The 12,966-nt window shown below is 72.3% G+C and carries 14 protein-coding genes; 7 read left to right on the forward strand and 7 right to left on the reverse strand.

What is annotated here, in order from left to right:
• Nucleotides 1–203 precede the first annotated feature (203 nt).
• From HHX31_RS27005 to HHX31_RS27025, 5 genes are all read right to left on the reverse strand, one after another.
• Nucleotides 204–2,147 carry an HNH endonuclease signature motif containing protein gene (locus tag HHX31_RS27005; RefSeq protein WP_169951452.1) on the reverse strand — a complete coding sequence of 648 codons (1,944 nt, stop codon included), beginning with the start codon at nt 2,145–2,147 and terminating at the stop codon, nt 204–206.
• A gap of 113 nt (nt 2,148–2,260) precedes the next feature.
• On the reverse strand, nt 2,261–2,935 hold the full coding sequence (locus tag HHX31_RS27010; protein ID WP_169951454.1) for a hypothetical protein: 675 nt from the start codon (nt 2,933–2,935) through the stop codon (nt 2,261–2,263).
• Nucleotides 2,936–2,973: 38 nt separating this feature from the next.
• Nucleotides 2,974–4,206: an AI-2E family transporter gene (locus tag HHX31_RS27015; protein WP_169951456.1), complete on the reverse strand. Its 1,233-nt coding sequence runs from the start codon at nt 4,204–4,206 to the stop codon at nt 2,974–2,976.
• 38 nt (nt 4,207–4,244) lie between these two features.
• Nucleotides 4,245–5,561 (reverse strand): acyltransferase family protein, encoded by a 1,317-nt coding sequence (locus HHX31_RS27020; protein ID WP_169951457.1) that lies wholly within the window; start codon nt 5,559–5,561, stop codon nt 4,245–4,247.
• Complete coding sequence (locus HHX31_RS27025; protein WP_211590394.1) at nt 5,562–5,975, reverse strand: CBS domain-containing protein; 414 nt, start codon at nt 5,973–5,975, stop codon at nt 5,562–5,564.
• 138 nt (nt 5,976–6,113) lie between these two features.
• On the opposite strand from HHX31_RS27025, the gene HHX31_RS27030 reads away from it, so the two are divergent.
• Nucleotides 6,114–6,341: a DUF1918 domain-containing protein gene (locus HHX31_RS27030; protein ID WP_249346727.1), complete on the forward strand. Its 228-nt coding sequence runs from the start codon at nt 6,114–6,116 to the stop codon at nt 6,339–6,341.
• A 23-nt stretch (nt 6,342–6,364) separates the two neighbouring features.
• Here the strand turns inward: HHX31_RS27030 and HHX31_RS27035 are convergent, their stop codons facing one another.
• Nucleotides 6,365–7,000: a phosphoribosyltransferase family protein gene (locus HHX31_RS27035; RefSeq protein WP_311932258.1), complete on the reverse strand. Its 636-nt coding sequence runs from the start codon at nt 6,998–7,000 to the stop codon at nt 6,365–6,367.
• 106 nt (nt 7,001–7,106) lie between these two features.
• Here HHX31_RS27035 and HHX31_RS27040 point away from each other — a divergent pair, with 106 nt between their 5' ends.
• A complete protein-coding gene (locus HHX31_RS27040; protein WP_169951463.1) occupies nt 7,107–8,141 on the forward strand; it encodes a LacI family DNA-binding transcriptional regulator in 1,035 nt (344 codons plus the stop codon).
• Nucleotides 8,142–8,162: 21 nt separating this feature from the next.
• On the opposite strand, the gene HHX31_RS27045 is transcribed toward HHX31_RS27040, so the two are convergent.
• Nucleotides 8,163–9,125 (reverse strand): DUF418 domain-containing protein, encoded by a 963-nt coding sequence (locus HHX31_RS27045; RefSeq protein WP_169951465.1) that lies wholly within the window; start codon nt 9,123–9,125, stop codon nt 8,163–8,165.
• Between the two features lie 120 nt (nt 9,126–9,245).
• Here HHX31_RS27045 and HHX31_RS27050 point away from each other — a divergent pair, with 120 nt between their 5' ends.
• The 5 genes from HHX31_RS27050 to HHX31_RS27070 all read left to right on the forward strand — a co-directional run bounded on the left by HHX31_RS27050 (nt 9,246) and on the right by HHX31_RS27070 (nt 12,960).
• Complete coding sequence (locus HHX31_RS27050; protein WP_311932259.1) at nt 9,246–10,400, forward strand: histidine kinase; 1,155 nt, start codon at nt 9,246–9,248, stop codon at nt 10,398–10,400.
• Entirely contained in the window at nt 10,397–11,065 is a 669-nt protein-coding gene (locus tag HHX31_RS27055; protein WP_169951467.1) for a response regulator transcription factor, read from the forward strand. Before HHX31_RS27050 ends, HHX31_RS27055 begins: the two co-directional genes overlap by 4 nt.
• 77 nt (nt 11,066–11,142) lie before the next feature.
• On the forward strand, nt 11,143–11,415 hold the full coding sequence (locus HHX31_RS27060; RefSeq protein WP_169951469.1) for a GlsB/YeaQ/YmgE family stress response membrane protein: 273 nt from the start codon (nt 11,143–11,145) through the stop codon (nt 11,413–11,415).
• 145 nt (nt 11,416–11,560) lie between these two features.
• Complete coding sequence (locus HHX31_RS27065) at nt 11,561–11,851, forward strand: hypothetical protein (protein ID WP_211590395.1); 291 nt, start codon at nt 11,561–11,563, stop codon at nt 11,849–11,851.
• 77 nt (nt 11,852–11,928) lie between these two features.
• Entirely contained in the window at nt 11,929–12,960 is a 1,032-nt protein-coding gene (locus tag HHX31_RS27070) for a hypothetical protein (RefSeq protein WP_169951471.1), read from the forward strand.
• The last annotated feature ends 6 nt before the right edge of the window (nt 12,961–12,966 follow it).

Raw genomic sequence — 12,966 nt, forward strand, 5'->3', positions numbered from 1 at the left:
GCAAACGCTGGGTCACCCGCTGGAAAGCCGCCCTCAACGCCTTCGCCATCACCTTCGAAGGCCGGCTATCCCCGGCCTCTCGATAGAAGAAATCAGCCGCGAGTTACACCGTTGACTGGACATTCCCGCCCGCGCATCCGTGTGCACCATGCACGCATGCGCGGGCCCCGGCGTGTGGCGGGGTCGGTGTCATGCTCACCCCGCTACACCTGCATCCGTCTGATGCGGCCGTGGTAGGTGAAGGCCCAGCGGTCTTTGCCGGTCTTGTGGCGGGTGTAGCGGTGGGGGTGTTGGTAGCGGTCGCGGTTGTGGAACTGGCAGGCGGGGCCGAGGAGTTTGAGGTCGGTGAGGCCGCCGGTGCTCCAGTTGTCGGCGTGGTCGATCTGGCACATGGTTGCGGGTAGTGGGCAGCCGTCGATCCAGCAGGTGGCGTAGCGGGCGAAGATCGCGCGCCGCTGGGCGGGGGTGGCCAGGCGGACTTTGCGGCCCATGTCGAGGACCTGGCCGTCGGCGTCCATGACGATCCGCATGAGGGTGGAGGTGCGGGCCAGCCGGTGCACGCCGGTGACGGGCAGCACCTGTCCGGTCGCCAGCAACAACCCGGGCACCATCCCCAACCCAACACCCAACGCCGCCTCCGGCCCTGCTCCCCGTGACGCCCCCGGCGAGGTCCCCGGTGCTGCTCCCGGTGTCTGCTCGCCGCGCGGGGTCTCACCGCTGCCCTGCTCACCGCTGCTCTGCTGACTGCTGCTGTGCGCATGCGGGACCTCCCTCGCAGGCCGGGGCCCGGCGTGGGTGTGGTGGGCATGGGTATCCCCCGCAGGATCGGGCGAGCACCACTCACCCCACCGCGACTCCCGCGATCTCCCCTCCTGCCTACGCCTCGCGCTCTCCTGCGGCTCCTCCTGCTTGGGCCAACCCGGCTGCGGCGGGTGCGGCGAGTCCTGATGCGCCTCGTCCTGCTCCTGCCTGCTGTGCTCCTGGTCGCTCTGCTGTGGCTCCCGCCGCGGCTCGCTCCGCTGCCCGGTCCTCGCCTGCGCGCGGCCGGTCATGTCGCCGCCGAACTCCTCGTCACGGAGGCCGGCCGCGCCGCCAGTCGCAGTGCCACCCGCGCCGTCAGCCACACTGCCGCTCGCGCCGCCGACCGTGCTGCCACCTGTGGTGTCGGCGTCGGTGCCCGTCGCGACGTCGGGCTCGGGGCCTGCTTCCGGGTCGGGGTCGGTGGGGAGGGACTCGGCGTTGACCAGCACCAGAAGCTCGGTGGTGATCTGCTGTTCCAGCAGAGCGATGAACGCGTCCGCCTGACGCTCTGCCAGTGACCGGTCATCGCCCTCCGCCCGTGGCCGGGCGTAGGCGTCCAGCAGCGCCCGCAACCGGGCCGCCGCCTCACGCGGCAGATAGAACTCCCCCTCCAGACCCCCGCCCTTGCCGGGGCGCACCCGCAGGGACCGCCGCGCGTAGTCGGCCCGCTCGTCGCGGTCTTCGCCGTCGGGGTCCAGCACCGCCCGCAGATACCGCCCCGCCTTGGCCACCTCCGCCGCGCCCGCCCGCCCCGCCAACTCCACCAGGATCGGCTCGGCCAACCGAGCCTGCTCATCCGATAGCCCGGACACTGCGGCGCAGATCGCCTCCACCACCCCCGCCGCCAACCCTCCGGCGGCGAACATCTCCCGCACCCGGGGCAGCCGCGCCAGCTCAATCCCCAGGGTGAGCAGGCGGCCCGCACCCCCGACCGTCATCCCCCCGGCCGTCCGCAACCAGCTACGGGTCGAGGCATGCCCATGCTGTCTGGCCTGCCCCGCCCGATGCACCCGACCCACCCGCTCAGCCAGCGCACACGTGATCCGATCCCGCACGAACAACAGATCCTCAGCCTCGGCCAGGCAGATCTCCACCGCTTCGGGGACCGGAGCCAACGCCAGCGCCTGCGCCGACTCCCGCAACGACCCCACCAGCACCCACGACGACCGGCCCTTGCCACCGGCGGCCCCGCTGTCGGTGGGCGCGTCGTTTTCCACATCTTCGTCGCGGGCTGCTGAGCCGTCGGACGACCACAAAGGAGAATCGGCGACCAGCCGATCCCACCAGCCGTCGTCACCGCTATTCGAACGATGGTGGCGCTCTGGATCGAGGTCGGACAGGTCCATCGCACCTCCCAACGCGATTCGAACTCTTGTATGAATTCTTTCACGCCAGCACCCCACCAACACCCCTGAGCAGGCGATTTGTTGGAGCTACAGGCTCGTATGCCGTCACAGCCTCATGGAGAAAGCGGCAGGAGGTCGAGCAGGGCGTGGAACACGTAAGAGAGCCCGACCGCGGCAAGGATGGGGATCACCACGCTGAGACAGACAGCCAGGGCGCAGCCGCGGCCTCCACTCAGGGGCTTGGAAAGCGACTCCTGCGACTCAAGCCCATGCCACAGGGACCGTGGTTCGAGGAGAAGGAACAGAATCGCGCCCACCTCGCCGACCGTGAACAGCCAGAACCAGGCCCATCTGTTCCCCAGCCGGGGCCGTTCTATGCCCAGCATCACGAGGAGCGCGACGATCCAGGCCACGCCGACGGGCCAGGCCGCGCCGTGGACCGGCACATGGAACGGCCAGCCCGAGAAGAACGCCCAGCGGGACCGGGCCCATGCGACCTCCGGGCCGGGGACGGCGGGGTCGAGATCGCGGAGCAGGTCACGGCGGGTGTAGGGCTCGGGCTGATGGGCGCGATACCAGAACAGAGGGGCCGTCGACCAGCGCAGGTCCGTCTGTTCCCCCCGGTAGATCACGTAGGTGACCTGCCCGGCCCGCAGCGCCGTGCGGAAGTCCGCGAGGGTACGCTCCCGCGGCGTCAGGCTGAGCACGCTCACCAGAGCGCCCCACAGCAGCACGACGAGCAACACGACACGCACCCACAGCCCCGCGATCCGGTACGGCAGTCGCATGATCCGAGCTTCACACGACCGCGCTCTCGGGGAAACCGCTACAGGCGGTCCTGCCTGGGCAGCACCACCTCGCGCGCCAGGAGGAGCAGGGCCGCCGCCAGCGGGATGCCGAGCAGGGCTCCGACGATGCCCAGCAGCGCCCCGCCGAGCAGCGCCCCGACGATGGTCGCCACGGGCGGTACGTCGACCGACGACTTGAACACCTTCGGGGAGATCCAGTAGTTCTCGACCTGCTGGTAGACGACGAAGAAGATCACGCAGGCGATCCCGGCCTGTACGGAGGACAGGAAGCCCACGCCCGAGGCGACGACCGCGCCGATGACCGCGCCCACCAGCGGGATCAGGTCGGTGACGGCGACGAAGATGGCCAGCGCGAGCGCGTACGGCACATCCATCATGGCCAGGAACAGGAAGGTCACCACGCCGGCGATCAGCGAGATGATCAGGTTGCCCGCGACGTAGCCGCCGATCTGGTTGATGATCTCGTCCCCGAGCAGGCGGACCCGCGTACGGCGCGAGCGGGGCACGAACCGGTAGGCCGTCTCCTTGATGGAGTTGAGCGAGCCGAGGAAGTAGAGAGTGAGCACGAGCACGGTGAAGGCGCTGAACAGGGCGCTTATCACGATGCTCGCCACGCCGAGGAGCCCGCCGAACATCTGGGTGGCGAGCCCGCCTCCCGCGACGTACTGCTGGATCTTCTCGAGGATCTGGTAGCGCTCGTCCACCGAGCGGATCACCGGATGGTTCTGGAGTTGCTGTACGTAGTCGGGCAGTTGCTGGACGAACCCGGTGGTCTGCTCGGTGAGCGGCGGCACGACCGCGAGCCCGAAGATCACGAAGAACGCGATGACCGATCCGAACACGATCCCGATCGCGAGGCGGCGGGACAGGTTGTGCCGCTGGAGCGCCTCGACCGCCGGGTTCAGGCCGATGGCCAGGAACAGGGAGACCACGATCAGCACGATGGCCGAGCCCGCGCTGGCGATCGCCTGGACCAGGAGCCAGGCGGTGAGCACTCCCAGCGCGCCGGTCAGCCCGTAGATGAACCAGTTGCCGCGCAGGGGGCGTCCGGGCAGGCCGAACGGCCGGTCGGGGGGCGTGTCATGGTCGTCGCTCCGCTGGCCGGCGCCGTCCCCCGGCCTGTCGGGGGTCTCCGGAGAGCCGGACGGCTCGGGCATCGTCTCGCCCTGGCCGGGGAGCGACGGGAACACGCTGGAGATGCCGCTTCCTGGGGAAAGACCGCTGTCGGACACGCTCCCGCTGCTGCCCATCCAAGGTCACTTGACACGGATTTTCCGGATAAGTCGCCCTATCCGGCTGGTGAGGTCGGCGGCCCGTGCGACGCTCTGGCGGCCCGCAGCAGCGCGGCCCCCGCGAGGTAGACCGGGAGCATCGGCGCGGGCAGACCGTCTCCGCCGGTGAGCGCCGCGCCGAGGAGACCCGCGACGACCAGGCCGGCGCCCACGAGGGTGACGGCCGCGACCCCCGCGCCCACGGGCTGCCCGGGCGCCGGGCTAGGACCCGCGTTCCTCTCGAACCGGCCGAACACGGCGACGAGGACCACGAGGACCGCCGTGAGGAACGCGAGCCAGGGCACGCGCAGAAGCAGCCACTCGGCCGATCCGGGCGGCGGCTGCGGCATCAGGCCGGTGATGTAGAGGGCCGGCACGGCGATCACGACCGCGGTCATGTGCCAGAGGAAGACGGTCATGATCACGGAGTTGACCGCGACGACCAGCGTCCACGGGCGCGTACGGCGCAGCAGGCGCCTGCCGCGCTCGTGCAGCAACAGGGCGACGCCCGTCTGCGCGACCGCCAGGGCGAGCAGCGCGAGCGTCGGCGGCGAGGTGTTCTGCAGGCGGGTCCCGGGATCGGCCACCATGCTGACCGGGTACGGCCCCGGGACGGTGAGCAGCACGAGCGCCGCCAGGCCACCCAGGGCCATGGGGGCGGCGACCCGGGGACGGGCGGGCAGCGCCCCCTCCCGCCAGGCGATGCCGAGCTGGTAGACCGCCGCCCAGGCCAGCACGTATCCGGCGGCGCCGAGCACTGCCGGACCGCCGAGCAGCCGTGCCGCGTCTCCGAGCGCCACCGGCACCGCGAACACGACGGGCACCGCGAGCCCCGCCCTGCGGTGCAGCGCGAGCAGGACCGGCGTGAGCAGGACGACCGTGACGTACGCGGTGAGGAACCACAGCGGCAGGCAGGCGAGCCAGACTCCCCTGGCGACCGTGGCGGGGTCCGTCCCCAGGAGGACCGCGACCAGGGCCGCGCCGCTCAGCGTGAGCACGAACGCCGTCGCCGGGCGGATCAGCCGGTCGGCGCGGCCCAGGAACCACCCGGCCGCGCCGCCGCCGCGGCGCCGGTAGGAGTCGAGCGAGGCGGCGTTGGCGAAACCGCCGACCAGGAAGAACACGGGCATGACCTGGAAAAGCCAGGTGAGCGGCCGAGCCCAGGGGGCGAACGCGAGGACCGTGCCGCCGCCGACGTGCTCGCCGTACGTGACCACGACGGCCAGCCAGTGGCCGAGCACCACGAGGACGATCGCGACGGCGCGCAGCAGGTCGACGTGGCGGTCGCGGCCGGGCGGCGTGCGCTCCGCCGTACGCCGCAGGGTCGTGAACACCTAGTCGCTCTGCCGCTGCGGTTCGCTGATCTCCTTGACCACCGGCGTGATCAGGTCGGCGGTGAGCTGGTGCATCTGAAGGAGCAGGTCGTCGATGGTCAGCATGCCGACCACCCCCGCGTCGTCGACGACGGGCAGCCTCCGGAAGGCATGGCGGCGGAACACGTCGAAGGCCACCTCGACCTCGTCTTCCGGCCCCACCACCACGGGATGCTCCGACATCACCCGGCCGACCGGCGTGTCCCCGTCCTCGCCCTGGGCGACCACGCGCAGGGCGAGGTCGCGGTCGGTCACGACGCCCGTGACGCCCCGTCCCTCGGAGACGACGACGCAGCCGATCCCCGAGTAGTCCATGTGCCGCGCGACATCCCGCACCGGCGTGATCGGCGGCACGACGACCACCGGCGTGGACATCAAATCTCTGATTTTCATGGCGGGCCGTCCCCTCGTACGGAAGTCCGCCCTGCTTTGTGACCTAATGCCCTATTTATCCACGTAAGTGCGAATAAACGTGTAGATGGAGGTGGTCCTTATGAGCACGGAGCGGGTGCGATGAACGGGCCCGTGTTGAGAGCGAGGGTCGGCGACCTTCTGATCGTCGAGAGCATCACCCGGGGCAGGGCGGGCCGCACCGGACTCGTCGTGGCGCTGTACCACACCGACGGCTCACCCCCCTACCTGGTGCGATGGCTCGGCGAGGGCTGCGAGACGCCCTGCTACTACCCGGGACCCGACGCCCGGGTCGAACGCCGCTGGGAGCGGCTGCCAGAAAGCCCTTGATAGCCCTTGATCAGTTCTGCGGATCAGCTTCCGGCCTGCCGCAGGCACTCGACCACGTCCTCGTCGCGCGTCTGGCTGAAGTCGTCGTACCAGGCGCCGATCGCGGAGAAGCGATCGGGCGTGTAGAGGCAGACCACCTCGTCGGCGTCCTCGCGCAGGCTCGCGATCGTCTCGGGGGCGCCGACCGGCACCGCGAGCACCACCCAGGAGGCCCCGTGCGCGCGGGCCACCCGGCAGGCGGCCCTGGCCGTACCGCCCGTCGCGATGCCGTCGTCCACCACGATCACGGTGCGGCCTGCCAGGTCCACCGGCGTGCGATCGCCCCTGAAGCGCCGCGCCCTGCGCTCCAACTCGACCCGCTCGCGCCGCTCCACCTCGGCCATCTCCTCGGGGGTGACTCCGGCGAGCCGCAGGACGTCGGCGTTCAGCACCCGCACCCCTCCCTCGCCGATGGCGCCGAAACCCAGCTCAGGCTGGTACGGCACGCCGAGCTTGCGTACGACGATCACGTCCAGGGGGGCGCCGAGTGCCCTGGCGACCTGGAACGCGACCGGCACACCCCCTCGCGGCAGCCCGAGGACGACCGCGTCCTCCGTCCCGGGGAGTCCGCGCAACCGCTCACCCAGGCGCAGCCCGGCGTCTCGACGATCGACGAACACGGCACTCACCCCCTGGCCTCGCCCCCTCCTCATCGTCCATACCCGCCGCCGCCCGCCGTAGGTCAGAACGACCCGGGGAAACAAGCCGGGCAAATAGACTGTCGCCGTGACCTCGACCGACCCGGCCCTCGACGGGGAGCTTCCGCGTCAGAGGCTGACCGTGGCCGAGATCGCCCACCTGGCCGGGGTGTCCGCGCCGACCGTGTCCCGGGTGCTCAACGGTCACGCGGGAGTCGCCCTGGCCACCCGGCAGCGGGTGGAGACGGTGCTCAGGGAGCACGGCTACCGGCGGCGCGACAGCGAACCCGCGGCGATCCTTGAGCTCGTCTTCCACGCGCTGGAGAGCCTGTGGGCTCTGGAGATCATCCAGGGCGTCGAGCAGGTCGCCCGGGAGCGCGAGCTGGCCGTGGTGCTGACCGAGATGGAGGGCAGGCTGACCCCGGGCCGGGCGTGGACCGAGCAGGTGCTCGCCCGCCGTCCCACCGGGGTCGTGGCGGTCTTCTCCGAGCTCACCGTGCAGCAGCAGTCGCAACTGGCCACCCGCTCCATCCCCCTGGTCGTGCTCGACCCGACCGGCGAGCCGCTGCACCAGACCCCCTCGGTCGGCGCCACCAACTGGAGCGGCGGGATGGCCGCCACCCGCCACCTGCTCGACCTCGGCCACCGCCGCATCGCGATGCTGAGCGGGCCCACCCAGTGGCCGTGCTGCCGGGCGCGGCTCGACGGCTACCGCGCCGCCATGGACGCGGCGGGCGTGCCCGTGGACCCCGCGCTCGTGCGCGTCAGCACGCTGTACGTCGAGGGCGGCCTGCGTGACGGGGCCGAACTGCTGCGCCTGCCCGATCCCCCGACCGCCGTCTTCGCCGCCAACGACCTGCAGGCTCTCGGCGTGTACGAGGCCGCCAGGCGGGCCGGGCTGCGCATCCCCGATGACCTGAGCGTCGTCGGATTCGACGACCTGTCGTTCACGCAGTGGGCCGGGCCGCCCATGACGACCGTACGGCAGCCGCTGGTGCAGATGGGGGCCGCCGCCGCGCGGATGGTCCTGGCCCTCGCGGACGGCGGGCGCCTCGAACAGCACCGGGTCGAGCTCGCCACCACCCTTGTCGTACGGGAGAGCACCGCGCCGCCACGCTCCTGAGGCGGCGGCAATTGAGCGGGTTCACCGCGCCCCGGCCCAGGTGACCCGCCGCCACAGCCACTCCAGGGGGCCGTACGCGCGCCGGCGCAGCCAGAGCGTGGACCACAGCCACTGGACGGCGAGGACGGCGGCCGAGGTGAGGGCCACCCGCGCCGAGGACCAGGCGTCCGCCGAGCCGCCGCCGGCGCGGGCGACCAGCAGGACGAGGACCGTCGCGGTGAGGTAGTTGGTCAGCGCCATCCGGCCGAGCGGCGCGAAGACGGCCGCCAGCGCCGGCCGCAGCGGCGTGCGCAGCAGCACCAGGAGGCCGCAGACGTACACCCCGGCGACCAGCAGCCCGCCCAGCGCCAGCGCGCGGCTGGCGCCGGCATCGCCACCGCCCAGCCGGGTCTGCCACCACAGGACGGGCGCGGCGAGCGCCGCGAAGGCCAGGCCGAGGACGGCCGGGGCCCGGAGGGACCGCTCGATCCCTGCGGTCACGCCGTACCGGGTCAGCGCGGAACCCAGCAGGAACAACCCGGCGACCAGCAGGAACCTCTCGCCTTGGAGGATCAGCGACGCCGTGACGAGCACGGGGGCGAGCACGGCGACGGCCGCGCGCGGCAGCCACGTCGAGGGCAGCAGCACCAGCAGCCCGACGACGGCGTACGTGCTGAGGATGTCGCCGGGCCAGATCAGGAAGAAGTGCGCCAGCCCGGCCGCGAGTAGCACGATCAGCCGGCGAGCCAGGACCAGCCGCGGCCGGGCGACCCGGGCCGCGGCCGACTCCAGCAGCAGCGAGAACCCGACCCCGAACAGCAGGGAGAAGATCGGGAAGAAGCGCTGCTCGACGAGCAGCCCCATCCAGGCGTCGTCGGGAGTCGCGGGCTCGACGGGCGCCATGATGTCGCCGACGTGGGCGATCGGTTTGACGTTGGCCAGCAGGATCCCGCACAGCGCGAACCCGCGGACCACGTCGAGCGCGACGATTCGTTCACGTTTCATGGGGCCTCATGGTGCGCGGGGCCGCCCGGCTCCGGCATCGGCCGGAAGCGGGAATCAGCCCGGTCACGACCGTACTTTCGGCCGGTATGGCGGGCCGGGCCGATCTCGTAGCCTCGTGCCGTGAACGTTCGGGAGTGGCGGGCCGGGATCGCGGCCGACGCGGCGTTCGGCGTCGTGGCGGCGGCCGTGCTCGCGTTCTGGGCCTCCCTGATCGCGGACAGCTGGGGCGGCGGCTACTGGCGGTTCGGCTGCGCGGCGGGCGCCGTCGTCTGCGTCGCCGCCCTCGCACGGAGGCTCGACCGCACGTGGGCGGCCGTCGCCGGCCTGGCCGTCGCTGCGACCGCCGTCCTGGCCTCCCGGTTCGCCGAACTGCCGAGCGAGCCGGGCCCCGGCATGGCCCTTGGCCTGTCGGTGCTGGTCGGCTCGGCGGTGCGGGCGCTGCCCGTGCGCGCCGCCGGCGCCGTGGCGGGCGGCGGCCTCGCCGTGGCGGTGGGCAGCGTGCTGTCCGCGAACACGCTCACCGCCGGGGTGCCCTCCGTCACCGTGCTGAACGTGGCCGCCTGGCTCGCGGGCGTCGCGGCGGGGCTGGTGCCCCGGCTGCTGGACTCCCGTCGCCGGGCCGCCGCCGAGGCCGTACGCCGCGCCGAACGGCTGGCGCTCGCCCGCGAGTTGCACGACGTCGTCGCGCACCACGTCACCGGCATCGTGGTGCAGGCCCAGGCCGCCAGGATCGTGGCGGGCAGGAGCCCCGAGAAGGTGGGCGGCGCCCTTGCCGACATCGAGGCCGCCGGCTCCGAGGCGCTGGCCGCGATGCGCCGCGTCGTCGGCCTGCTGCGCGATCCCGCCGCTCCCGCCGCTCCGACCGCTCCCACCGGGCCCGCAGGGCTGGGCGAGCTGGTCGAACGCTTCACGGCCGACGGCCGCGCCGTACGCGTGCGACTGCCGGGAGAGGACGAGACCGCCGCGTGGCCGCCCGAGGTGGCGGGCACGGTCTACCGGGTGGTGCAGGAGTCTCTGACGAACATCGCGCGCCACGCCCCGCACGCCCGCTCGGTCACGGTCAGCGTGGAGCGCGAAGGCGACGCCGTCACCGTCGAGGTCGCCGACGACTCCCCGAGGATGCCCGCGCGGCACCACCAGCGCGGCGGCTACGGCCTTCTCGGGATGCGTGAGCGGATCGAGGCGCTCGGCGGCACGCTGCGCGCCGGGCCGCGCCCCGGACGCGGCTGGTCGGTCCTCGCCACCCTGCCCGTCCCGGGGAACGACCGCCGATGACGATCAGGGTCCTGGTGGCCGACGACCAGGCGATGGTCAGGGGCGGCCTCCGGCTGATCCTGGAGGATCAGCCCGACATCGAGGTGGTCGCCGAGGCGGCCGACGGAGCCGAGGCCGTCGAGGCGGCCAGGCGGCTGCGGCCGGACGTGTGCCTGGTCGACGTGCGGATGCCCCGGCTCGACGGCATCGCGGTCACCCGTGCCCTGGCCGGGCCCGGCGTGCCCGAGCCGCTGCGGGTGGTCGTGGTCACCACCTTCGACCTGGACGAGTACGTCTACGGCGCGGTGCGGGCGGGCGCGACCGGCTTCGTGCTCAAGGACTGCGGCCCCGCCCTGCTCGTGGAGGCCGTACGGGCCGCTCACCACGGCGAGGCCCTGGTCTCCCCCTCGGTCACCCTGCGGCTGCTGCGCCACCTCGCGGCCACCGGGCCGTCCACCGGGCCGTCCACAGGGCCGCCCACAGGCCATCCGCTCTCGAAGCGGGAGATCGAGGTCGTCAGGGCGGTGGCGAGGGGGCGCACCAACCACGAGATCGCCGCCGAACTGTTCATCTCTCTGAGCACGGTCAAGACTCACGTGGCCGGTGTCCAGGCCAAACTCGGCCTGCGCAACCGGGTGGAGATCGCCGCGTGGGCCTGGGAGAACCACATCGCGGACGGCATCTAACCCCTCCCGATTTGTCTGGTTTTGTCCGGTTTTGGCTGGGCAAGAGGGAGGCACCGGACACGAGGGAGGGTGGAAGTATGGCCGTCAGCGGCATCATCTCCGCCATAATCATCGGACTCATCATCGGCGCTCTCGGTCGGCTTGTGATTCCCGGGCGCCAGAAGATCCCGATCTGGCTGACCATGGTGATCGGTATCGTCGCCGCTCTCATCGGCACGGCGATCGCCCGCGGCCTGGGGGTCGCCACCACCCGCGGCGTCGACTGGATCGAACTGATCATCCAGGTGGCGCTCGCCGCCCTCGGCGTCGCCGCCGCCGTGGCGTTGTTCCGGCGCAAGAGCGTCGGCTAGACACCGCACCCCGCCGACGGCCCCGGCCTGACCGGGGCCGTCGGCGTGTCCGGACTCTGATGACCTTTACTAAATCACCGACATCTGTTGATTCCCCCCGGCCCGGGTCGGCGTACGGTCGTTAACCAGGGGTTTTCCTGAGGCAATGACGCGATCCGGGGGCGGGTCGGCCGTCAAGGAGGTGCGCGTGTACGTCGAGCCGAGTTGCCCGGACCACACCTGCGTCACCTGCTCCGACGAGGCGGTCGCCGTGACCGTCGTACGGCTCCTCGACCAGGACCTCGCGCTCGTCGACACCGGCCGGGAGGGCCGGGAGGTGGTCAGCGTCGCCCTGGTGGACGCCGGGGCGGGCGACACCGTCCTGGTCCACGCCAAGGAGGCCATCGCGGTCGTGCGAAAGGCGGGGCCGGCGTCACCGGAGAACCCGCATCGTTGAAAGGGGCTGAACTTGGACGGTGATCTCCGCTTCGATCGCCCGCGCGTGGCGGACCCCTCCCCTGAGGAGGCGGACCGGTGACCATTCCCATGGAGACGGCTCGCCGCGTCGCCGACGCCGTGCTGTACGCCTCGGCGGCCAAGACCCGCGTGCGCTGGCAGTTCGGCGTGCTCGTGCCGCCGAACTACCCCGGCGAGCCGTCCGGCAGCGTGACCGAGTGCCTGCTCGAGTCCCCGGGCGAGGCCCGGCTCGACGTACGACTGCGCTTCCTGCACATCAGGGGCAGGACGGTCGAACGGAGGGAGGACGACGGCTACTGGCCCGTGCCGCGGCTGACCGTCGCCGGGCGCGACTACCTCAGCTTCGACGAGGCCGGCGAGCGGGAGGCCCGCGCCACGCTGTCCCTGGCCGACGTCCTGGAGGCGCGGGCGGCCGGGGGGCGGCGCACGATCGAGATCCGCGTGCCCGGCGACCGGGTCATCGAGCCCATCGCCGATCCCGGCGGTGAGCGGGCGGGCCGGGTCGTCTGCGAGCACCAGCCGCTCGACGCGGAGATGCGGATCTCCGCCGAACGGCTGCCCGGCCCGTACGGGCTGGTCAAGCTGCGGGTCGAGGTCGACAACACCTCCCACTGGGAGCGGGCGGACGCGCCGCGCGAGGAGGCCCTGCGCCGTTCGCTGGTCGCCACCCACCTGCTGATCGGGGTGAGCGGAGGCGCCTTCGTCTCGCTGCTCGATCCGCCGCTGTGGGCCGAGGCGGCGGCGCGGCAGTGCCGCAACGAGAACACCTGGCCGATCCTGGTCGGCGAGCCGGGCCGCCGCGACATCGTGCTGTCCTCCCCGATCATCCTGTACGACCACCCGGCCATCGTCCCGGAGAGCCCCGGAGACCTGTTCGACTCGCCCGGCACCGACTCGACCGGGATCGACTCGCCCGGGATCGACTCGCCCGGGATCGACGAACTGCTCACGCTGCGCACGCTGACACTGACCGAGGAGGAGAAGCGGGAGGCCAGGGTCACCGACCCGCGGGCCGCCGAGATCCTCGAACGGGCCGCACATCTGCCGCCGGAGCTGCTCGAACGCCTCGACGGCGCGGGGCCCGCCTGAGAACCC

The sequence above is a fragment of the Microbispora sp. H11081 genome (assembly GCF_012999535.1).
GTDB lineage: Bacteria > Actinomycetota > Actinomycetes > Streptosporangiales > Streptosporangiaceae > Microbispora.